The organism is Streptomyces sp. NPDC039423, from assembly GCF_055598725.1.
On sequence record NZ_JBVKAH010000007.1, the window covers coordinates 128,418 to 151,012 of the forward strand.

Here is a 22,595-nt window from a genome sequence, read left to right on the forward strand (position 1 = left end):
ATGGCCACGTTGATCCTCGTACGGCACGGACGCTCGACCGCCAACACCTCCGGCGTACTCGCGGGGCGGACGCCCGGTGTCGCCCTCGACGAGCGCGGCGCCGCACAGGCCGCGGCGCTGCCCGGCCGGCTGGCCGGGGTGCCGCTCGCGGCGGCCGTGACCAGCCCGCTCCAGCGGTGCCGGGAGACCCTCCAGCCGCTGCTGGACGCCCGCCCCGGGCTGCCCCTGCACTCCGAGGAGCGGATCGGCGAGTGCGACTACGGCGACTGGTCCGGGCGCAAGCTCGCCGAACTGGCCGACGAACCCCTGATGGACGTCGTCCAGCGCCACCCGTCCAACGCCGCCTTCCCCGGCGGCGAGTCCATGCGCGCCATGCAGGCGCGCGCCGTGGAGGCCGTGCGCGAGTGGAACGCGCGCGTGGAGGCGGACAACGGGGAGGACGCGGTCTACCTGATGTGCTCGCACGGCGACATCATCAAGTCGCTCGTCGCCGACGCACTCGGGATGCATCTCGATCTGTTCCAGCGGATCCATGTGGATCCTTGTTCCGTGACGGCGATCCGTTACACCCGTCTCCGGCCTTCTCTTCTGCGGCTCGGCGACACCGGTGACTTCGCCGCGCTGGTTCCGCGCGACCAGCCCGGCGGCGAGGCGGCCGAGGTGGGCGGCGGCGCGGGAGCACCGTGATCCAATCGCACAGTAGGGTGGACGGGCCGTAGCGCCCGTCCGAACCGAAGCAAGGGAGAGGGAACGTGTCCCGTCAGGTGTTCCTCTATGACCCACCGGAGCGCTTCGTGGCCGGCACGGTCGGGCTGCCTGGCCGCCGTACGTTCTTCCTCCAGGCCTCCGCCGGGGGCCGGGTCACCAGCGTCGCCCTGGAGAAGACCCAGGTGGCCGCGCTCGCCGAGCGGATCGACGAGCTGCTCGACGAGGTGGTGCGGCGCACCGGGGGCAACGCCCCGGTGCCGGCCGTGGCACCGTCCGACGTCAGTGACACCGCGCCCCTGGACTCCCCGGTCGAGGAGGAGTTCCGGGTCGGCACGATGGCGCTGGCCTGGGACGGCGAGGAACAGCGCATGATCGTCGAGGCGCAGGCGCTCGTCGAGCTGGACGTGGAGTCCGAGGAGGACCTCGCGGAGGCGGAGGAGCGGCTGCTCCAGGACGAGGAGAACGGCCCGCCGATGCTGCGCGTCCGGCTCACCGGGGCGCAGGCCAGGGCGTTCGCCAAGCGGGCCCTCGACGTGGTCAACGCGGGACGGCCGCCGTGCCCCCTGTGCAGCCTGCCGCTCGATCCGGAAGGACACGTATGCCCGCGCCAGAACGGATACCGCCGGGGAGCCTGACGGCGGTGGAGCTGCTCGACCTGCTCGCCAAGGGCGAGCTGACGGTGCGCGGCCAGGTCCGCGAGGCGTCCAACGCGGTGCTGTTCTGCTCCGTCGCGTACGAGGGCCAGGAGGCGGACTGCGTCTACAAGCCGGTCGCCGGCGAGCGTCCGCTGTGGGACTTCCCCGACGGGACGCTGGCGCGGCGCGAGGTCGCGGCGTACGAGGTGTCCGAGGCAACCGGCTGGGGTCTGGTCCCGCCGACCGTGCTCCGGGACGGCCCGTTCGGCGAGGGCATGGTCCAGCGGTGGGTCGAGGACGACCCGTCCGCCCCCCTGCTGGCGCTCGTCGAGGACGAGGAGCCGGGGGAGGGCTGGAAGGCGGTGGGGTTCGCCCAGGTCGACGAGGACCGCACCGCGCTGCTGGTGCACGCCGACGACGTACGGCTGCGGCGGCTCGCGGTGCTCGACGCGGTGATCAACAACGGTGACCGCAAGGGCGGCCACCTGCTGCCCGCGCCGGACGGCCGGCTGTACGCCATCGACCACGGCGTCACCTTCCACGTGGACGACAAGCTGCGCACCCTCCTGTGGGGCTGGGCGGGCGAACCGCTGCCCGCGGAGGCCCTGGACGTCCTCACCCGTCTGGGCGCCGCCCTGGAGCCCGGTGCGCCCCTGGCGGCCCGGCTGGCGGAGCTCATCACGCCCGGCGAGGTGACGGCGGTACGGTCCCGGGTCGCCGCCCTGCGCGCGTCCGGCCGCCACCCGGAGCCTTCCGGCCAATGGCCGGCCATCCCCTGGCCGCCCGTCTGACCGGTCTCCCGGGTACCGTCCGGGCCGCGCACATGGGCGGCGGTCGCGCAAGAGGGCGTGTTCGGTCGGGAATTCCGTATCCGGTTCGTATCCGGAACTCGCGTCCGGTTACGCTCGTGACATGCATGCCTGGCCCGCTTCTGAGGTCCCCGCCCTGCCCGGCAAGGGCCGCGACCTCCGGATCCACGACACCGCGACCGGCGAGCGAGTGACCCTCGCCCCCGGCCCCGTCGCCCGTATCTACGTGTGCGGCATCACGCCGTACGACGCGACCCACATCGGTCACGCGGCGACCTACAACGCGTTCGACCTCGTTCAGCGCGTGTGGCTCGACACCAAGCGGCAGGTCCACTACGTCCAGAACGTCACCGACGTGGACGATCCGCTCCTGGAGCGCGCCGTCCGCGACGACATCGCCTGGGAGACCCTCGCCGAGCGCGAGACGTCCCTGTTCCGCGAGGACATGACCGCCCTCCGGATGCTCCCGCCGCGGCAGTACATCGGGGCCGTCGAGGCGATACCCGGCATCGTCCCGCTCGTCGAGCGGCTCCGTGACGCCGGCGCCGCGTACGAGCTCGACGGCGACGTCTACTTCTCCGTCGAGGCCGACCCGCACTTCGGCGAGGTCTCGCACTACGACGCCGAGCTCATGCGGGCCCTGTCCGCCGAGCGCGGCGGCGACCCCGACCGCCCCGGCAAGAAGAACCCGCTCGACCCGATGCTGTGGATGGCCGCCCGCGAGGGCGAGCCGAGCTGGGACGGCGGCACCCTCGGGCCCGGCCGCCCCGGCTGGCACATCGAGTGCGTCGCCATCGCGCTGGACCACCTGGGCATGGGCTTCGACGTCCAGGGCGGCGGCTCCGACCTGGTCTTCCCGCACCACGAGATGGGCGCCTCGCACGCCCAGGCGCTGACCGGCGAGCACCCGTTCGCCAAGGCGTACGTGCACGCCGGGATGGTCGCCCTGCACGGCGAGAAGATGTCCAAGTCCAAGGGCAACCTGGTCTTCGTCTCCGCGCTGCGCCGCCAGGGCGTCGACCCGGCCGCCATCCGGCTCGCCCTGCTGTCCCACCACTACCGCGCCGACTGGGAGTGGACCGACGAGGTGCTCCGGGCCGCCGTGGAGCGGCTGGGCCGCTGGCGCGCCGCCGTCTCCCGCCCGGACGGGCCGTCCGCGGACGCGCTGGTCGACGAGGTGCGCGAGGCGCTGGCCGACGACCTGGACGCCCCGGCCGCCCTCGCGGCCGTGGACCGCTGGGCCGCCCGCCAGGAGGCGGAGGGCGGCACGGACGAGGCCGCGCCGGGCCTTGTCTCCCGTGCCGTCGACGCCCTTCTGGGCGTGGCCCTGTAGGGCGGGACGACACCGCTCCGACACGCCCCTGGGGGGGCGTACGGCACCGCTGACGACGAAGGGGCGGCACCTCGGCCGAGGTGCCGCCCCTTCGTCGTCAGCTTCGTCAGCTTTGTCAGTCCTCCGAGGAACCCGGCGAACCGGGGGATCCGGGAGAGCCGGGGGAGTCCGGGGTGTCCGGCGTCTCGCCGGCCCGCGTCGCGTCCGGGGCTTCCGGGCCCTCCGGGGCTTCCGGGGTCTCCGCGGCGTCCTGGGGCAGCCTCCCGGGCGCTTCCGGGGAGTCCTGGGAGCCGCCCTCCGCGCCCGTGTCCTCCGCCTTCGACGGCTTCGGCGGCCGCGTCCGCCCGCTCGACGTGTCGCGCAGGTACGAGCTGTCGCCGCCGGTCTCGGTCGCGTGGCCCGGCCCCCCGTCCCGCCGCCGCAGGTACCGCTCGAACTCGCGCGCGATGGCCTCGCCCGACGCCTCCGGCAGCTCGGCGGTGTCCCGCGCCTCCTCCAGCGTCTGGACGTACTCCGCCACCTCGCTGTCCTCCGAGGCGAGCTGGTCCACGCCGACCTGCCAGGCGCGCGCGTCCTCGGCCAGCTCGCCCAGCGGGATGCGGAGGTCGATGAGGTCCTCCAGCCGGTTGAGCAGGGCCAGCGTCGCCTTGGGGTTCGGCGGCTGCGACACGTAATGCGGCACCGCCGCCCACAGGCTCACCGCCGGCACGCCCGCGTGCGTGCAGGCCTCCTGGAGGATGCCGACGATCCCGGTCGGCCCCTCGTACCGGGTCTCCTCCAGGTCCATGGTGCGCGCCAGGTCCGGGTCGGACGTGACGCCGCTGACCGGCACCGGCCGGGTGTGCGGGGTGTCGCCGAGCAGCGCGCCCAGGATCACCACCATCTCCACGCCCAACTCGTGGGCGAAGCCGAGCAGCTCGTTGCAGAACGAGCGCCAGCGCATCGACGGCTCGATGCCGCGCACCAGCACCAGGTCACGCGGCTTGTCGCCGCCCACCCGGACCACCGACAGACGGGTGGTCGGCCAGGTGATCTTCCGTACCCCGCCGTCCAGGTACACCGTGGGCCGGTTGACCTGGAAGTCGTAGTAGTCCTCGGCGTCCAGCGCCGCGAACACCTCGCCCTTCCACTCCCGTTCCAGGTGCGCGACCGCGGTGGAGGCGGCGTCGCCGGCGTCGTTCCAGCCCTCGAACGCGGCCACCATGACCGGGTCGATCAGCTCGGGAACCCCCTCGAGCTCGATCACCCAGGCCTCCTTCCGAAGTTCCGTGCGTACGGACCAACCTTACGGCTTTCCGGGGCACCGCCCGCAGTCCCCGTACACCTCCGAGTGCGGTGCCGACCGGGAGCCACTACCCAGGGCGACCGGGGGAAACACGGCGGAGAGCCGGCCGATTCGGTGGCGCGCCGCCCACGGGCCGGCCGCCGCGCCGGTACGGGTCGGGGGCCGGCCGGGGCCACCGCTCCGCGCCCGCCGGGCGCACGGCCGCCGCACGGCGAAGCCCGGCGCCCGCGGCGGCGGTTGCGGGTCCGGGCCGGTGAGGCGGGCGCCGCCATGACGTGTCCGGACGTACAGCGAGGGCGGCTCCCCCCGGAGCCGCCCTCGTGTTCCTGACCGGTGGTCACCGGGCCCGTACGGCCGGGGCCCGGCCCGTCGGTCAGGCCTTCTTGCCGAGCATGTCCTCGACCCTGGCGCGGATGTCGTCCGTCGCCAGGCCGCGGATCGTCAGCGTGGTCCGGCGCCGCAGCACGTCGTCGGCCGTCTCGGCCCACTCGTGGTCCCGGGCGTAGGCGACCTGGGCCCAGATCTCCGGCGCGTCCGGGTGGATGCGCTCGGCCAGCGCGGGGTCGTCGTTGGCCAGGCGGGCGATGTCGAAGGACAGCGACCCGTAGTGGGTGGCCAGGTGGCGGGCGGTGTCGGCGGACATGCGCGGGCCGGGGGTGCCCCCGTCGACGAGCAGCCGGTGGGCGACCGCGTTGGGGTTGGCTATGCCCGGCAGCGGCAGCTTCTTGGGGAGCCGGGAGATCGGCTCCATGTCCTCGCCCAGCGGGTGGCCGGGCAGGGACGCCAGCTTGTTCATCACCGTACGGCCGATGTGGCGGAACGTCGTCCACTTGCCGCCCGCGACCGACAGCATGCCGCCGCGGCCCTCGGTGACGACCGTCTCGCGCTTGGCCTTGGAGGTGTCGCCGGGCCCGCCCGGCAGGACGCGGAGGCCGGCGAAGGAGTAGGTGATCAGATCCCGGGAGAGCTGCTGGTCGCGGATGGAGAAGGCGGCCTCGTCCAGGATCTGGGTGATGTCCTTCTCGTTGACCGCGACCTCGCCCGGGTCGCCCTCGTACTCCTCGTCGGTCGTGCCGAGCAGCAGCATGTCCTCCCAGGGGAGGGCGAAGGTGATGCGGTACTTGTCGATCGGGGTGGCCAGCGCGGCCTTCCAGGGCGAGGTGCGCTTCAGGACGAGGTGCGCGCCCTTGGACAGGCGGATGGAGGGGGCCGCGTTGGGGTCCTCCATCCGGCGCAGGTGGTCGACCCAGGGGCCGGTGGCGTTGAGCACCAGGCGGGCGTCGACGCCGAACTCGTCACCGCTGGTGCGGTCCTTCAGGTCGGCGCCGGTGACCCGGCCCTGGGTGAAGCGCAGGCCGGTGACCTCGGCGTGGTTGAGGACGGTGGCGCCCGCGTCGACGGCGGCGCGGACGGTCATCAGAGCCATGCGCGCGTCGTTCATCTGGTCGTCGCCGTAGACGGCCACGGCCTTGAGGTTGTCGGTGCGCAGCTCGGGCACGTCCTGGGCGGCCTTGGCGGGGCTCAGGAGGTGGCCCACGCCGTCGCCGAAGGCGGAGAGCGCCGAGTAGGCGAAGACGCCCGCGCCGAGCTTGGCGGCGCCGTGCGGGCCGCCCTTGTAGACCGGCAGGTAGAAGGTGAGCGGGTTCGCCAGGTGCGGGGCGACCTGGCGGGAGACCGCACGGCGCTCGAAGTGGTTCTCCGCGACGAGCTTCACCGCGCCGGTCTGGAGGTAGCGCAGACCGCCGTGGAGGAGCTTGGAGGAGGCGGAGGAGGTGGCGCCGGCGAAGTCGCCGGCGTCCACCAGGGCCACCCGCAGCCCGGACTGCGCGGCGTGCCAGGCCGTGGAGATGCCGAGGATGCCGCCGCCGATCACCAGGAGGTCGTACGTCGCCTTGGAGAGCTGCTCCCGTGTCTCGGCACGGCTCGGCAGGGAACCGGCAGCCGGGTGCGTCCCGAGGGCAGGGACGCTCTGCAGGGTGGTCATGTCGATTTACTCCTCGTCCTCGATCCAGCCCATGGTCCGCTCGACGGCCTTGAGCCAGTTCTTGTACTCGCTGTCACGCTTGTCAGCGTCCATGCGGGGGGTCCACTCGGCGGCCCTGCGCCAGTTGGCGCGCAGCGCGTCGGTGTCGGGCCAGAAGCCGACGGCCAGGCCGGCGGCGTAGGCGGCGCCGAGGCAGGTCGTCTCGGCGACCATGGGGCGCACCACGGGGGCGTCCACGAAGTCCGAGAGCGTCTGCATCAGCAGGTTGTTGGAGGTCATGCCGCCGTCGACCTTGAGCGCGGCCAGTTCGACGCCGGAGTCCTTCGTCATGGCGTCGGTGATCTCGCGGGTCTGCCAGGCGGTGGCCTCGAGCACGGCGCGCGCGATGTGCGCCTTGGTGACGTACCGGGTGAGGCCGGCGATCACCCCGCGGGCGTCGGAGCGCCAGTAGGGGGCGAAGAGGCCGGAGAAGGCCGGTACGAAGTACGCACCGCCGTTGTCGTCGACCGAGGACGCGAGGGTCTCGATCTCGGCGGCGGAGTTGATCAGGCCCATCTGGTCGCGCATCCACTGCACCAGGGAGCCGGTGACGGCGATGGAGCCCTCCAGGGCGTACACCGGGGCGTCGTCGCCGATCTTGTAGCCGACGGTGGTGATGAGCCCGGAGTACGAGTTGATGATCTTCTCGCCGGTGTTCATCAGCAGGAAGGTGCCGGTGCCGTACGTCGACTTGGCCTCGCCCTCCGAGAAACAGGTCTGGCCGAAGAGGGCGGCCTGCTGGTCGCCGAGCGCGGAGGCGACCGGGACACCGTCCAGGACGCCGCCCTTGACGTGGCCGTACACCTCGGCGGAGGACCGGATCTCGGGCAGGACGGTCGCGGGGACCTCCATGGACTGGAGGATCTTGTCGTCCCACTCCATGGTGTGCAGGTTCATCAGCATGGTGCGGGACGCGTTGGTGACGTCGGTGACGTGGTGCCCGCCGTCGGTGCCGCCCGTGAGGTTCCAGATGACCCAGGAGTCCATGGTGCCGAAGAGGATGTCGCCGCGCTCGGCGCGCTCCCGCAGGCCGTCGACGTTGTCGAGCATCCAGCGGATCTTCGGGCCGGCGAAGTACGAGGCGAGCGGCAGGCCCGTCTCGCGCCGGAAGCGGTCCTGGCCGACGTTGCGGCCGAGCTCGCGGCACAGGGCGTCGGTGCGGGTGTCCTGCCAGACGATGGCGTTGTGGACGGGCTCACCGGTGTTCCTGTCCCACAGCAGCGTGGTCTCGCGCTGGTTGGTGATGCCGATGGCCTTGACGTCGGCGGCGGTGATGCCGGCCTTGTCGATGGCGCCCGCCACGACCTCCTGGACGTTCGCCCAGATCTCCGCGGCGTCGTGCTCCACCCAGCCGGGCTTGGGGAAGATCTGCTCGTGCTCCTTCTGGTCGACGGAGACGATGCGCCCGTCGCGGTCGAAGACGATGCAGCGGCTGGAGGTGGTGCCCTGGTCGATGGCCGCGATGAAGGGGCCGGTGGTGTGTGCGTCGGTCACGGTTGCTCCCGTATCGGTAGAGAAGGACGGCTCAGGCGAACGCGATGTTGTAGATACCCGCGGCGAGGGCTCCGCCGACCAGCGGGCCGACGACGGGGATCCAGGCGTAGCCCCAGTCGGAGCCGCCCTTGTTCGGCAGCGGGAGCAGGGCGTGCACGATGCGCGGTCCGAGGTCACGGGCCGGGTTGATGGCGTAGCCGGTCGGGCCGCCGAGGGAGAGGCCGACGCCGACCACGACGAGCGCGGTGATCAGGGCGCCGAGGGTGCCGAGGCCCTTGCCGCTGTTGTTGAGGCCCTGGGTGAGGACCGCCAGCACGAGCACCGCGGTGCCCAGGATCTCGGTGGCCAGGTTCTGCCAGACGTTGCGGATCTCGGGGCCGGTGGAGAAGACGCCGAGCACGGGGCCGGCCTTGCCGGCGGCCTCGTTGTGCGGGCCCTCGATGGCCTTGTCGGCCGGGTCGCCCACGATCTCGGGGTCGGTGAGGTGGGCCTGGAAGTGGCCGTAGTAGGCGATCCAGACCAGCGCCGCGCCGACCATGGCGCCCAGGAGCTGGCCCGCGAAGTAGACGGGGACGTTCTTCCAGTCCCCGTCCTTGATCGCGATGCCGACCGTGACGGCGGGGTTGAGGTGGGCGCCGGACAGGGTGCCCGTCGTGTAGACGGCGGTCAGAACGGCAAAGCCCCACCCGAAGGTGATGGCCAGCCAGCCGGCGTCCTGCGCCTTCGAGCGCTTGAGTACGACGGCGGCGACCACGCCACCGCCGAGCAGGATGAGTACGGCGGTACCAATGATCTCGCCGATGAAGATGTCGGAGCTGGACACCCGCGACTCCTTTGTCCTTCGTCCAGGGGAAGGCGAACCCCGGGTCCCTCCGGTGGTCCGCGCCCTCAGGTGTGGGCGTTAACCGGCCTCCTGGCGTTGTCACACTCTAGCGCGTATTGCCGGTAGGTGTTCGACAATGCCGACCGATGAACGGCAGTTTTGCCCCCGGGTAAACGTGGCGTCAAGGGTTCTGTTGGCCGAAATGCGTTCGTTACCGAGGGGTGCCCCGGGGCGTCAGAAGCGCCCGGCGCCCAGGTCCCGGGAGACCGCGCGGGCACAGTCCCGTACCGCCGCGACCAGCTCGTGACGCAGCTCGCCGCCGTCGCAGACCCGCTCCACGGCGCCCGTGATGGCCACCGCCCCGACCGGCATCCGGCGCCGGTCGTGGATGGGGGCGGCCACCGAGGCCACGCCCTCCCAGGTCTCCTCCACGTCCGCCGCCCAGCCGCGCGCCCGGGTCAGGTCCAGGACGGCCTCGAAGTCCTCCAGGTCCGTCACGGTGCGCGGGGTGAACGTCTTGCGGTCCACCTCCAGGGCCTCGGTGTGCGCCACCGGGTCGTAGGCGGACAGCACCTTGCCGAGCGCCGTGGAGTGCAGCGGCTGCATGGCCCCGACCTCCAGCACTTGACGGCTGTCGTCCGGGCGGAAGACGTGGTGGACCACCAGGACGCCGTGCTGGTGCAGCACCCCCAGGTGGACGCTCTCACCGCTGGAGCGGGCCAGGTCGTCGGTCCACACCAGGGCCCGGGCGCGCAGCTCGTGCACGTCCAGGTAGCTGTTGCCGAGGCGCAGCAGCTCCGCGCCGAGCTGGTAACGGCCCGAGGCGGGGTCCTGCTCGACGAAGCCCTCCGCCTGGAGGGTGCGCAGGATGCCGTGCGCGGTGCCCTTGGCCAGGTCCAGCGACGAGGCGATGTCCGACAGTCCGAGACGGCGTTCCCCACCGGCGAGCAGTCGCAGCATCGCCGCCGCCCGCTCCAGCGACTGGATGTTCTTCGGCATCGCCCGGCCTTTCTCCCTCAGTTCGACAATGCTGAACACTATCGGTCGTTGCCGACCTTGAGCCACATCGAGGAAGCCCCCGGGGTACTCACACGAACGGACGCCGCCGCCCCAGCATGCCGTCCCACCACCTGGAACAAGATGTCCGCCCCGGCGGGTACGCGGTTACTCTGGCCCGGTGCGTCCTCCCCCGAGGGCGCAAAGCCGACAGCCGTCGCACTCCAGGGAGCACATCCATGGCCTCGTTGCCGACCCCTTCCGCTGACAGCAGGACCCGAGCCGCGGCCCTCCGCGACGCGCTCGCCTCCCGCGTGGTCGTGTCCGACGGAGCCATGGGCACGATGCTCCAGGCGCAGGACCCCACGCTCGAGGACTTCGAGGGCCTCGAGGGCTGCAACGAGATCCTCAACGTCTCCCGGCCCGACATCGTCCGTACGGTCCACGAGGAGTACTTCGCCGCCGGTGTCGACTGCGTCGGGACCAACACGTTCAACGCGAACTTCTCCGCCCTGGGGGAGTACGACATCTCCGACCGCATCCTGGAGCTGTCCGAGGCCGGCGCCCGGATCGCCCGCGAGGCCGCCGACCGGTTCACCGCCGGTGACGGCCGGCAGCGCTGGGTGCTCGGCTCCATGGGGCCCGGCACCAAGCTGCCCACCCTCGGACACGTCGCGTACGGCACCCTCCGCGCCGCCTACCAGCAGAACGCCGAGGGCCTCATCGCCGGCGGCGCCGACGCGCTGCTCGTCGAGACCACCCAGGACCTCCTCCAGACCAAGGCCGCCATCCTCGGCGCCCGCCGGGCCCTGGAGACCGCCGGCCTGGACCTGCCCCTGATCTGCTCCGTCACCGTCGAGACCACCGGCACCATGCTGCTCGGCTCCGAGATCGGCGCCGCGCTCACCGCCCTGGAGCCGCTCGGCATCGACATGATCGGGCTGAACTGCGCCACCGGCCCCGCCGAGATGAGCGAGCACCTCCGCTACCTCGCCCGCCACTCCCGCCTCCCGCTGTCCTGCATGCCCAACGCCGGCCTGCCGGTCCTGGGCAGGGACGGCGCGCACTACCCGCTGACCGCGCCCGAGCTCGCGGACGCCCAGGAGACCTTCGTCCGCGAGTACGGGCTGTCCCTGGTCGGCGGCTGCTGCGGCACGACGCCGGAGCACCTCCGCCAGGTCGTCGAGCGCGTCCGCGGCCTCGTCCCCGCCGAGCGGGACCCCCGCCCCGAGCCGGGCGCGGCCTCGCTGTACCAGACCGTGCCGTTCCGCCAGGACACCGCGTACATGGCGATCGGCGAGCGGACGAACGCCAACGGCTCCAAGAAGTTCCGGGAGGCGATGCTGGAGGGCCGCTGGGACGACTGCGTGGAGATGGCCCGCGACCAGATCCGCGAGGGCGCCCACATGCTCGACCTCTGCGTCGACTACGTCGGCCGCGACGGCGTCGCCGACATGGAGGAGCTGGCCGGCCGGTTCGCCACCGCCTCCACCCTCCCGATCGTCCTGGACTCCACCGAGGTCGACGTCATCCGGGCCGGGCTGGAGAAGCTCGGCGGCCGCGCGGTGATCAACTCGGTCAACTACGAGGACGGCGACGGCCCGGACTCCCGCTTCGCCAAGGTCACCGCCCTCGCCAGGGAGCACGGCGCCGCGCTGATCGCGCTGACCATCGACGAGGAGGGCCAGGCCCGCACGCCCGAGGCCAAGGTCGCCATCGCCGAACGGCTGATCGCCGACCTGACCGGCACCTGGGGCATCCGTGAGGAGGACATCCTCATCGACACCCTGACCTTCACCATCTGCACCGGTCAGGAGGAGTCCCGCAAGGACGGCATCGCCACCATCGAGGCGATCCGCGAGCTCAAGCGCCGCCACCCGGACGTCCAGACCACCCTGGGCCTGTCGAACATCTCCTTCGGTCTGAACCCGGCCGCCCGGGTCCTGCTGAACTCGGTCTTCCTCGACGAGTGCGTCAAGGCGGGCCTGGACTCGGCGATCGTGCACGCCAGCAAGATCCTGCCGATCGCCCGGTTCGACGAGGAGCAGGTCACCACCGCCCTCGACCTGATCTACGACCGGCGCAGCGAGGGCTACGACCCGCTGCAGAAGCTGATGGCACTGTTCGAGGGCGTCAACACCAAGTCGCTCAAGGCGGGCAGGGCCGAAGAGCTGGCCGCGCTGCCTCTGGAGGAGCGGCTCAAGCGGCGCATCATCGACGGCGAGAAGAACGGCCTGGAGGCCGACCTCGACGAGGCCCTCACCACCCGCCCCGCCCTCGACATCGTCAACGACACCCTGCTGGACGGGATGAAGGTCGTCGGCGAACTGTTCGGCTCCGGCCAGATGCAGCTCCCGTTCGTGCTCCAGTCGGCCGAGGTCATGAAGACCGCGGTCGCCCACCTGGAACCGCACATGGAGAAGACGGACGACGACGGCAAGGGCACCATCGTCCTGGCCACCGTCCGGGGCGACGTGCACGACATCGGCAAGAACCTCGTCGACATCATCCTGTCCAACAACGGCTACAACGTCGTCAACCTCGGCATCAAGCAGCCGGTTTCGGCCATCCTCGAAGCCGCGGACGAGCACAAGGCCGACGTCATCGGCATGTCCGGTCTCCTGGTCAAGTCGACCGTGATCATGAAGGAGAACCTGGAGGAGCTCAACCAGCGCGGCCTGGCCACCGCCTACCCGGTCATCCTCGGCGGCGCCGCCCTGACCCGCGCCTACGTGGAACAGGACCTGCACGAGATCTACCAGGGCGAAGTCCGCTACGCCCGGGACGCGTTCGAGGGCCTGCGCCTGATGGACGCCCTCATCGCCGTCAAGCGCGGCGTCCCCGGCGCCACCCTCCCCGAACTCAAGCAGCGCCGGGTGCGCCCCACGGCCGGCGCCGTCGTCGACGAGCCGGCCCCCGAGAGCGGCGTCCGCTCCGACGTGGCCACCGACAACCCCGTACCCGCCCCGCCGTTCTGGGGGACCCGGGTCGTCAAGGGCATCCAGCTCAAGGAGTACGCGTCCTGGCTGGACGAGGGCGCCCTGTTCAAGGGGCAGTGGGGCCTGAAGCAGGCCCGCGCGGGCGACGGGCCGACGTACGAGGAGCTCGTCGAGACCGAGGGCCGGCCCCGGCTGCGCGGCTGGCTGGACCAGCTCCACACCCGGAACATGCTGGAGGCCGCCGTCGTCTACGGCTACTTCCCCTGCGTGTCCAAGGGCGACGACCTGATCCTCCTGGACGAGAGCGGCAACGAGCGCACCCGCTTCACCTTCCCGCGCCAGCGCCGGGGCCGGCGGCTGTGCCTGGCCGACTTCTTCCGCCCCGAGGAGTCGGGCGAGACCGATGTCGTCGGCCTCCAGGTCGTCACCGTCGGCTCCCGGATCGGCGAGGCCACCGCCGAGCTGTTCGCCTCCGACTCGTACCGCGACTACCTCGAACTGCACGGTCTGTCCGTCCAGTTGGCGGAGGCGCTCGCCGAGTACTGGCACGCGCGGGTGCGCGCGGAGCTGGGCTTCGCGGGCGAGGACCCCGCCGACGTGGAGGACATGTTCGCGCTGAAGTACCGCGGCGCGCGGTTCTCGCTCGGCTACGGCGCCTGTCCCGACCTGGAGGACCGCGCCAAGATCGCGGACCTGCTCCGGCCGGAGCGGATCGGCGTCCACCTCTCCGAGGAGTTCCAGCTCCATCCGGAGCAGTCCACCGACGCCATCGTCATCCACCACCCCGAGGCGAAGTACTTCAACGCGCGCTGACACCGGGCGCGACGTACACTGGTCGGTCCAGAACAGGCCGGTCGCTCCTCCCCGGCGGAATCCCGGCGGGGATGTCCCGGAGGGCTTCCCACCGGGGAGAGCGGCCGGCCTTCTCGTCCCTTCCTGGAGGTGTGCCGATGACCAGTACGGTCCCCGCGTCCCTGACCCGTACGGCCGGGGGTTCCGCCCTCCAGGCGGTGTTCCTCGACATGGACGGCACGCTCGTCGACACCGAGGGGTTCTGGTGGGACGCGGAGGTCGAGGTCTTCGGCGAGCTGGGCCACGCCCTCGACGAGTCCTGGCGCGACGTGGTCGTCGGCGGCCCGATGACCCGCAGCGCCGGGTACCTCATCGAGGCCACCGGCGCCGACATCACACTCCCGGAGCTGACCGTGCTGCTCAACGAGCGCTTCGAGCGGCGCATCGGCCGGGGCGTGCCGCTCATGCCGGGCGCCGAGCGGCTGCTCACCGAGCTCGCCGCGCACAACGTGCCGACCGCGCTGGTCTCCGCCTCGCACCGCCGCATCATCGACCGCGTCCTGCACTCGCTGGGCCGCGACCGCTTCACGCTCACCGTCGCGGGCGACGAGGTCTCCCGTACGAAACCGCACCCCGACCCGTACCTGCTGGCCGCCCGCGGAGTGGGCGCCGAGCCCGCCAGATGCGCCGTCATCGAGGACACCGCGACCGGTGTCGCGGCCGCCGAGGCCGCGGGCTGCCGGGTGGTCGCCGTGCCCTCCGTCGCGCCCATCGCGCCCGCCGACGGGCGGGTCGTCGTGCGATCCCTGGAAGAAGTCGACCTGCGCTTTCTGCGGACATTGATCACCCGAATGAACTGAGCGCACACCGAGCGTACGGCGCCGAATAGCAGCGAAAACCGGAAGTGTCCGGGGAGGCAATTCCCGGTGCCCCGGCATCCGGCTCCCGGAGTGACCTTGCTCACTCAGCGTGGCGCGGACCGCATGGCCGGAAACGCCCACATGCCCGGAACACCATGCTTCGGCCTCGCCCATGTGTCCTGATTCATGGAGCCGTGTACGAATCATTCCAGCGCATAGAGATCGATCGGCGCGCATTACTGATCACTGTCCGATGTCGCCCCAACTCGGCCCCGTTCCTGGAAGTGTGGCGTCGCCTACTAATCTCTTGCCGAGAACTTCGCCGCAGTTTCCGCGTGCCCCGTCCGGCCACCAAGCCCACGGGAACACACGATCGATCGCTCTGTATCCCGGCCCGATCGCCCCGCCCCGACCGGGCGGACGCGGCGGAGTGTCCGAACGCCGCTGTACCCAGTGCCGGATGAGGAGAACGTCCAGAATGAACCGCAAGACCTTGGTGCTGCCGGCCGTCGCAGGCCTGCTCGCCCCCCTGCTCGCCGCCTGCGGCGGTTCGGGTGGCGGCTCCGGCGGTGACGCCATCGTCGTCGGTACCACGGACCAGTTCGCCGCCACAGAGGACGCTTCCGCCCCCTTCGACCCGGCCTTCGCCTACGACACCGGCGTCTGGAACGTGCTGCGCCAGACCGTCCAGACGCTGATGCACGTCCCGCGCGGCGGCGGCGCCCCGGTGCCCGAGGCGGCCTCCCAGTGCGGCTTCACCGACCGCGCCAGCGAGAGCTACCGCTGCACCCTCCGGGACGGTCTGACCTTCGCGGACGGCACGCCGGTCACCCCCAAGGACGTCAAGTTCTCCATCGAGCGGGTGCTCGCCATCAAGTCGGACAACGGCGCCGCCGGTCTGCTGTCGAACATCGACACGATCGAGACCAAGGGCGAGGACGAGGTCGTCTTCCACCTCAAGAGCCCCGACGCCACATTCCCGTACAAGCTCTCCACCCCCGTCGCCGGCATTCTCAGCAGCGAGAAGTACGACGCCAAGAAGCTCCGCGACGGCTTCGACGTCGACGGCTCCGGGCCGTACACGATGAAGGCGCACGTCAGCGGCGACCGGGTCACCCGGGTGGTCTTCACCAGGAACAGCCACTACAAGGGCGACATCAAGCTCCGCAACGACAAGGTCGAGCTGCGGTCCTTCGACGACCCCGGCGCGATGGGCAAGGCGCTGGAGTCCGGTGACATCGACATGATGACCCGGACGATGTCGCCCGAGCAGGTCAAGGACCTCAACGACGACCCCAAGCCCGGCGTCAAGATCACCGAGGTGCCCGGCCTGGAGATCCGCTACCTCGGCTTCAACACCAACGACCCGTCGGTCAAGAACAAGGCGGTCCGCCAGGCCATGGCGGCCGTCGTCGACCGCGACCAGCTCGCCGGCAAGGTGTACGGGTCCACGGCCACCCCGCTGTACTCGCTCATCCCCTCCAGCATCACCGCCCACACCAACTCCTTCTTCAACAAGTACGGCGAGCCGAACGGCAAGAAGGCCGCCGGCATCCTCCGCGACGCCGGCATCACGACCCCGGTGAAGCTGACGCTGCACTACACCAGCGACCACTACGGCACCGGCACCGCCCGGGAGTTCGCCGCGCTGCGCGACCAGCTCAACGCCACCGGGCTCTTCGACGTGACCGTCCAGGGCGCCAAGTGGTCGGAGTTCCGCCCCGCCCAGAAGCGCGGCGACTACGCCGTGTACGGCCTCGGCTGGTTCCCCGACTTCCCGGACCCGGACAACTACGTCGCACCGTTCCTCGACGCGGACAACTTCCTCAACACCCCCTACGTCAACAGCGCCACGCGCAGCCGGCTGCTCCCCGAGTCGCGCCGCGCGGCGGACCGCAACGCCGCCTCGCCCGCCTTCGCGCAGATCCAGGACATCGTCGCCACCGACGTCCCGGTGCTGCCGCTGTGGCAGGGCAAGCAGTACGTCGCCGCCCGCGACGACCTGACCGGTGTCGAGTGGGCGCTGAACACCTCCTCGGACCTGCAGCTCTGGGAGCTCTCCCGAGGTATCGCCTGACCCTGCTGTACCCGGCCGCGCACACGGGCTCGGCCGGCGATGAGATCCAAAAGGCAAGGTTCCTGTGAAGGCACACAACAAGTGGCTGACGGCCCCGCTCGCCGCGGGGCTTGCGGCCGCCCTGCTGAGCGGCTGCGGCGAGGAGAAGAGCGGCGGCGCCGGTGACGCCGGCGGCTCGGTGACCGTCGGCATGTCCGACGAGGTTCTGGCGACGGACCCCGCCGCCGGTTACGACCCGGGCTCGTGGCTGCTGTTCAACAACGTCTTCCAGTCCCTGCTCGGCTTCCCCAAGGGCTCGTCGGTGCCCCAGCCGGAGGCGGCCGACAAGTGCGGCTTCGACCAGGGCGGCAGCAAGGTCTACCGCTGCACGCTGCGTGACGGGCTGAAGTTCAGCAACGGCAATGCCCTGACCTCCGAGGACGTCAAGTTCTCCTTCGAGCGGGCGATGAAGATCAACGACCCGGCCGGGCCGGCGCCGCTGCTCGCCACCATCGCCAAGATCGACACGCCGGACGACAAGACCGTCGTGTTCACGCTGAAGGTCCCCGACGCCACCTTCCCGAGCAAGATCGCCTCGGGTGCCGGCTCCATCGTCGACCACCGCGAGTACCAGGACGGGGAACTGCGCGAGGACGGCAAGGCCGTCGGCTCCGGCCCGTACAAGCTGGACTCCTTCAGCGACGGCGAGGCCGTCTTCTCGCCCAACCCCGAGTACCGGGGCACGGTCAAGGTGAAGAACGGCGGCGTCCGGCTGAAGTTCTTCCACGGCGACCGCAAGGCGCTGGGCACGGCCCTCCAGAAGGGCGACGTGGACATCGCCTACCGTGGTCTCGCCGCCGCCGAGATCGCCGGCATCCAGGCCTCCAGCACCTCCGCCGAGCGCGAGATAGAGGTCATCGAGGGCTCCAGCGCCGAGGTTCAGCACCTGGTGTTCAACGTCGAGGACCCGGTCGTCGGCAAGCTCGGCGTACGCAAGGCCATCGCCTACCTCGTCGACCGGGACGCCCTGGTCAACGAGATCTACCGGTCCACCGCCACCCCGCTGTACTCGATCATCCCGGCGGGCGTCGTCGGCCACAACACGGCCTTCGTCAACGAGTACGGCGACAAGCCGCAGCGCGACAAGGCCGCGCAGGCCCTGCGCTCGGCCGGCATCGATGACAAGGTGAAGCTCACCCTCTGGTCGACGCCCAGCCGTTACGGCCCCTCCACCGACGACGAGCTCAAGGCCATCGCCAAGCAGCTCAACGACAGCGGCCTGTTCGAGGCCACCGTCCAGTCGGTCGAGTTCGACCAGTACGAGAAGGACATCAAGGCCGGCAAGTACGGCGTGTACGTCAAGGGCTGGGTGCCCGACTACCCGGACCCCGACAACTTCACGCAGCCGTTCTTCGGCGAGGGCAACGTCCTCGCCAACAACTACAAGAACAGCAAGATCACCGGCACGCTCGTCCCGCGCACCTCCGCCACCGCCGACCGGACCGCCACCGAGGAGGACTTCGGCAAGCTCCAGGACCAGGTGGCCAAGGACCTGCCGATCCTGCCGCTGTGGCAGGGCAAGCAGTACGCGGTCGCCCGCGACGGCATCAGCGGCCTGGAGTGGACGCTGGACGCGTCCACCGTCTTCCGCTTCTGGGAGATCAAGAAGGGCTGATCCCGCCCGCCCCACGCACGAACGGGGTGCCCGGCCACCGGCCGGGCACCCCGTTCGCGTACGCCACCGGCACGCCGTCGGCACGCCACCGCGCGCGGTACGCCGACGGTGCCCGCGGCGGCGTGCCCGGCGCCGGCGGTCACTGGGCGCCGGGACGCACCAGACCGCTCTCGTACGCGTACACCGCCGCCTGCACGCGGTCGCGCAGGCCCAGCTTGGTCAGCACATGCCCCACGTGCGTCTTGACGGTCGTCTCGCTGACGAACAGGTCCGCGGCGATCTCCGCGTTCGACAGCCCGCGCGCCACCAGCTTCAGCACCTCGACCTCGCGGTCCGTCAGCGTGCCCAGCGCGTCCGGCACCGGCTCCTCGCCGGACGGCAGGTGGTCCGCGTACTTGTCCAGCAGCCGGCGCGTGATGCTCGGCGCCAGCATCGCCTCGCCCGCCGCGACCACCCGGATCGCCTGCACCAGCTCATTGGCCGGCGCGTCCTTCAGCAGGAAGCCGCTGGCCCCGGCGCGCAGCGCCTCCACCACGTACTCGTCCAGATCGAACGTGGTCAGCACCAGCACCTTCGCCGGACCGTCCCGGCCCGGACCGGTGATCTGGCGGGTCGCCTCCACCCCGTCCATGCGGGGCATCCGGATGTCCATCAGGACGACGTCGGGCTGAAGCGCCCGGACCTGGTCGAGGGCCTGGAGGCCGTCCCCGGCCTCACCCACGACCGCGATGTCCTGCTCCGCCTCCAGGATCATCCGGAAACCGGTACGCAGCAGCGGCTGGTCGTCGACCAGTAGGACGCGGATGGCCACAGGTACTCCTCCAAGGCTCAGCGGACGGGGCCCATTCTGCCCTGGTCGCCCGCCCCCGGCCCCGCCGGTCCCGGAACCTCTCCGTCCGCCCGCGGCGCGGGGACGATCGGCAGCGGGTACACCGGGGGAGTGCCGCCGAACTCCGGGCACACCGACCGGTGGTCGCACCACCCGCACAGCTTCGTCGGACGCGGCCGCCAGTCACCCGTCTCGGTGGCGAGCGCGATCGCGTCCCACAGCGCCTGGAGCTTGCGCTCCACCCGCAGCAGGTCCGCCTCCACCGGGTCGTACGTCAGCACGTCGCCACTGCCCAGGTAGACGAGCTGGAGCCGGCGCGGCACCACGCCCTTCAGCCGCCAGACCACCAGCGCGTAGAACGTCATCTGGAACAGGGCGCCCTCGCTGTACTCCGGACGCGGAGCCTTGCCCGTCTTGTAGTCGACGATCCGCACCTCGCCCGTCGGCGCCACGTCGACCCGGTCGATCACCCCCCGCAGCCGCAGCCCCGAGTCCAGCTCGGTCTCCACGAACAGCTCCCGCTCCGCCGGCTCCAGCCGCGTCGGGTCCTCCAGCGTGAACCACCGCTCGACGAGCTGCTCCGCCTCGGCCAGCCAGCGGGCCAGCAGCTCCCCGTCGGCGTCCCCCTCGAACAGCTCGCCGAGCTCGGGCCGCGACTCCAGCAGCCGCGTCCACTGCCCCGGCACCATCGCCTTCGCCCGCGGCACCGTCCGCTCCACCGCCGGGTCGTCGAAGAGCCGCTCCAGCACGGCGTGCACCAGCGTGCCCCGCGTCGCCGCCGCGCTCGGCTTCTCGGGCAGCTTGTCGATCACCCGGAACCGGTACAGCAGCGGGCACTGCATGAAGTCGCTCGCCCGCGACGGCGAGAGCGACACGGGCGGGCGTGGGCCCGAGGACGCGGACGGGCTCGGAGAGCTGGAGGGGCTCGTGGTCATGGTTCCAAACCCTACGGCCCGCCACTGACACCCCGCGGCATACCATCGACGCCAGAACCTCCCACACTGCATGATCGTCGTGTGACGCTTCACACCGAAGGGAACCTGTGAACAAGGACGACGAGAGCGGCGAGCACCCCCGCCCGCGGTCCGACCAGGCCGGAGCCACCGCTCCCGACAGCGGAAAGCCGCGGCGGCCACGGGAAGGCGGCGGCATCCTGATGGGCCGCGTCCTCGGCGTGCCCGTGTACGTCGCCCCCAGCTGGTTCCTGGTCGCGGCCCTCATCACCTGGGTCTTCGGCGGCCAGATCGAGCGCGTCCTGCCCGAGCTCGGCAACGCCCGCTACCTGGTCTCCCTCTTCTTCGCGGTCGCCTTCTACGCCTCCGTGCTCGTGCACGAACTGGCGCACACCGTCGCCGCGCTCCGCTTCCGGCTGCCGGTCCGCCGCATCCAGCTCCAGTTCTTCGGCGGCGTCTCGGAGATCGAGAAGGAGTGCGAGACCCCCGGCCGCGAGTTCGTCCTCGCCTTCGTCGGCCCGCTGCTGTCGCTGGTCCTCGCCGGGGTCTTCTACGCCACGATGTACGCCGTGGAGCCCGGCACCGTGCCCGGCGTCCTGCTCGCCGGCCTGATGATCTCCAACCTGATCGTCGCCGCCTTCAACCTGCTGCCCGGGCTGCCGCTCGACGGCGGCCGCATGCTCCGCGCCGTCGTGTGGAAGCTCACCGGCAAGCCCATGAGCGGCACGGTCGCCGCCGCCTGGGTCGGCCGCGCCCTCGCCGTCACCGTCCTCATCGGCCTCCCGCTGCTCACCCACACGGGTGCCCTCGGCAACGACACCGAGGAGATCAGCGGCCTGGAGACCGTCACCGACGCGCTCCTCGCGGCCATCCTCGCCGCCATCATCTGGACCGGCGCCGGGAACAGCCTCCGCATGGCGCGGCTGCGCGAGCACCTCCCCGAGCTGCGCGCCCGCACCCTCACCCGGCGGGCCGTCCCCGTCGAGCCCGCCACCCCCCTGTCCGAGGCGCTCCGCCGCGCCAACGAGGCCGGCGCCCGGGCCCTCGTCGTCGTCGACGGCCACGGCGAGCCCACCGCCCTCGTCCGCGAGACGGCCATCGTCGGCGTCCCCCAGCACCGCCGCCCCTGGGTCGAGGTCGGCGGCCTCGCCCAGGACCTCACCGAGGGCATGCGGGTCGGGGCGGACCTCGCGGGCGAGGCGCTGCTGGACCGGCTCCGCGCGAATCCGGCCACCGAGTACCTGGTGGTCGAGGAGTCCGGCGAGATCTACGGCGTCCTGTCCACCGCGGACGTCGAGCGGGCCTTCGTCCAGGCCATGGCACGCCCGGGCTCCTGAAGCCCATACACTGGTCACATGTCCGAACCGACCGGTGCCGCCCGCCGTCGCGGGCCCTTCGAGGTCGGGGACCAGGTCCAGCTCACCGACCCCAAGGGACGCCACTACACGTTCACGCTCGAGGCCGGGAAGAATTTCCACACCCACAAGGGTTCCTTCCCGCACGACGAGCTGATCGGTGCTCCCGAGGGCAGTGTTGTCCGTACCACGGGAAACGTCGCCTACCTCGCGCTGCGCCCCCTGCTCCCCGACTACGTCCTGTCCATGCCCCGCGGCGCCGCCGTGGTCTACCCCAAGGACGCGGGGCAGATCCTGGCGTTCGCCGACATCTTCCCCGGCGCGCGCGTCGTCGAGGCGGGTGTGGGCTCCGGCTCGCTCAGCAGCTTCCTGCTCCGCGCCATCGGCGACGACGGCATGCTGCACTCCTACGAGCGGCGCGAGGACTTCGCCGAGATCGCCAAGGGCAATGTGGAGCGCTACTTCGGCGGCCCGCACCCCGCCTGGCAGCTCACCGTCGGCGACCTCCAGGACAACCTGTCCGACACCGACGTCGACCGGGTCATCCTGGACATGCTCGCCCCCTGGGAGTGCCTGGAGGCCGTCTCCAAGGCCCTCGTCCCCGGCGGCATCCTCTGCTGCTACGTCGCCACCACCACCCAGCTCGCCCGGACCGTGGAGTCCATCCGCGAGATCGGCTGCTTCGCCGAGCCGGCCGCCTGGGAGTCGATGATCCGCAACTGGCACGTGGAGGGCCTGGCGGTCCGCCCCGACCACCGGATGATCGGCCACACCGGCTTCCTGCTCACCGCCCGCCGCCTCGCGGACGGCGTGGAGCCCCCGATGCGCCGCCGCCGGCCCGCCAAGGGCGCGTACGGTGAGGACTACGAAGGCCCGAACAAGGGCTGACGCCGGGTCCGGCGCAGGCCCCGGGCACCCGTCCCGAGGCCCCGACAACGCAGCGGCGCCGCCGTCGAGTTCCCGCCACCGGTGGGGGAACTCGACGGCGGCGCCTTTACGTTCGCGTTACCGACCCCCTGGTTACGGGCCC

Annotated in this window: 17 protein-coding genes; 10 read left to right on the top strand and 7 right to left on the bottom strand. The window is 71.5% G+C overall.

The window, feature by feature from the left end:
- The 4 genes from ACZ7LK_RS22875 (at position 1) to mshC (ending at position 3,485) form a co-directional block, all read left to right on the top strand.
- Positions 1–687, top strand: a complete 687-nt coding sequence (locus ACZ7LK_RS22875; RefSeq protein ID WP_392275824.1) for a histidine phosphatase family protein — start codon at positions 1–3, stop codon at positions 685–687.
- Positions 688–752: 65 nt separating this feature from the next.
- Positions 753–1,343, top strand: coding sequence for a DUF3090 domain-containing protein (locus ACZ7LK_RS22880; protein ID WP_156695229.1), 591 nt, complete (start codon positions 753–755; stop codon positions 1,341–1,343).
- Positions 1,307–2,134, top strand: coding sequence for an SCO1664 family protein (locus ACZ7LK_RS22885; protein ID WP_469465263.1), 828 nt, complete (start codon positions 1,307–1,309; stop codon positions 2,132–2,134). Before ACZ7LK_RS22880 ends, ACZ7LK_RS22885 begins: the two co-directional genes overlap by 37 nt.
- A 121-nt stretch (positions 2,135–2,255) precedes the next feature.
- A complete protein-coding gene (gene mshC / locus ACZ7LK_RS22890) occupies positions 2,256–3,485 on the top strand; it encodes a cysteine--1-D-myo-inosityl 2-amino-2-deoxy-alpha-D-glucopyranoside ligase (RefSeq protein ID WP_392275826.1) in 1,230 nt (409 codons plus the stop codon).
- A 115-nt stretch (positions 3,486–3,600) separates the two neighbouring features.
- On the opposite strand, the gene ACZ7LK_RS22895 is transcribed toward mshC, so the two are convergent.
- The 5 genes from ACZ7LK_RS22895 to ACZ7LK_RS22915 form a co-directional block, all read right to left on the bottom strand.
- On the bottom strand, positions 3,601–4,731 hold the full coding sequence (locus ACZ7LK_RS22895; RefSeq protein ID WP_471143003.1) for a PAC2 family protein: 1,131 nt from the start codon (positions 4,729–4,731) through the stop codon (positions 3,601–3,603).
- 412 nt (positions 4,732–5,143) lie between these two features.
- On the bottom strand, positions 5,144–6,754 hold the full coding sequence (locus ACZ7LK_RS22900; protein ID WP_392275828.1) for a glycerol-3-phosphate dehydrogenase/oxidase: 1,611 nt from the start codon (positions 6,752–6,754) through the stop codon (positions 5,144–5,146).
- Between the two features lie 6 nt (positions 6,755–6,760).
- Entirely contained in the window at positions 6,761–8,287 is a 1,527-nt protein-coding gene (gene glpK, locus ACZ7LK_RS22905; RefSeq protein WP_471143007.1) for a glycerol kinase GlpK, read from the bottom strand.
- Between the two features lie 31 nt (positions 8,288–8,318).
- Positions 8,319–9,110: an MIP/aquaporin family protein gene (locus ACZ7LK_RS22910; protein ID WP_392275830.1), complete on the bottom strand. Its 792-nt coding sequence runs from the start codon at positions 9,108–9,110 to the stop codon at positions 8,319–8,321.
- Positions 9,111–9,344: 234 nt separating this feature from the next.
- Positions 9,345–10,109 carry an IclR family transcriptional regulator gene (locus tag ACZ7LK_RS22915; RefSeq protein WP_392275831.1) on the bottom strand — a complete coding sequence of 255 codons (765 nt, stop codon included), beginning with the start codon at positions 10,107–10,109 and terminating at the stop codon, positions 9,345–9,347.
- Between the two features lie 236 nt (positions 10,110–10,345).
- On the opposite strand from ACZ7LK_RS22915, the gene metH reads away from it, so the two are divergent.
- The 4 genes from metH (at position 10,346) to ACZ7LK_RS22935 (ending at position 18,428) form a co-directional block, all read left to right on the top strand.
- Positions 10,346–13,858, top strand: coding sequence for a methionine synthase (metH, locus tag ACZ7LK_RS22920; protein WP_392275832.1), 3,513 nt, complete (start codon positions 10,346–10,348; stop codon positions 13,856–13,858).
- 137 nt (positions 13,859–13,995) lie between these two features.
- On the top strand, positions 13,996–14,697 hold the full coding sequence (locus ACZ7LK_RS22925; protein WP_392275833.1) for an HAD family hydrolase: 702 nt from the start codon (positions 13,996–13,998) through the stop codon (positions 14,695–14,697).
- 478 nt (positions 14,698–15,175) lie between these two features.
- On the top strand, positions 15,176–16,774 hold the full coding sequence (locus ACZ7LK_RS22930; protein ID WP_392275834.1) for an ABC transporter substrate-binding protein: 1,599 nt from the start codon (positions 15,176–15,178) through the stop codon (positions 16,772–16,774).
- Positions 16,775–16,838: 64 nt separating this feature from the next.
- On the top strand, positions 16,839–18,428 hold the full coding sequence (locus ACZ7LK_RS22935; protein ID WP_392275835.1) for an ABC transporter substrate-binding protein: 1,590 nt from the start codon (positions 16,839–16,841) through the stop codon (positions 18,426–18,428).
- Between the two features lie 139 nt (positions 18,429–18,567).
- Here ACZ7LK_RS22935 and ACZ7LK_RS22940 read toward each other — a convergent pair whose 3' ends face one another.
- Both ACZ7LK_RS22940 and ACZ7LK_RS22945 read right to left on the bottom strand, forming a co-directional pair.
- The gene (locus ACZ7LK_RS22940) at positions 18,568–19,239 is read right to left on the bottom strand and encodes a response regulator (protein WP_392275836.1); all 672 of its coding nucleotides are present in this window, start codon (positions 19,237–19,239) and stop codon (positions 18,568–18,570) included.
- A 17-nt stretch (positions 19,240–19,256) separates the two neighbouring features.
- Positions 19,257–20,192: a RecB family exonuclease gene (locus ACZ7LK_RS22945; RefSeq protein WP_392275837.1), complete on the bottom strand. Its 936-nt coding sequence runs from the start codon at positions 20,190–20,192 to the stop codon at positions 19,257–19,259.
- Positions 20,193–20,299: 107 nt separating this feature from the next.
- Here ACZ7LK_RS22945 and ACZ7LK_RS22950 point away from each other — a divergent pair, with 107 nt between their 5' ends.
- Both ACZ7LK_RS22950 and ACZ7LK_RS22955 read left to right on the top strand, forming a co-directional pair.
- Complete coding sequence (locus ACZ7LK_RS22950) at positions 20,300–21,547, top strand: site-2 protease family protein (RefSeq protein WP_392275838.1); 1,248 nt, start codon at positions 20,300–20,302, stop codon at positions 21,545–21,547.
- Between the two features lie 18 nt (positions 21,548–21,565).
- On the top strand, positions 21,566–22,453 hold the full coding sequence (locus ACZ7LK_RS22955) for a tRNA (adenine-N1)-methyltransferase (RefSeq protein WP_073758328.1): 888 nt from the start codon (positions 21,566–21,568) through the stop codon (positions 22,451–22,453).
- Positions 22,454–22,595: the final 142 nt, after the last annotated feature.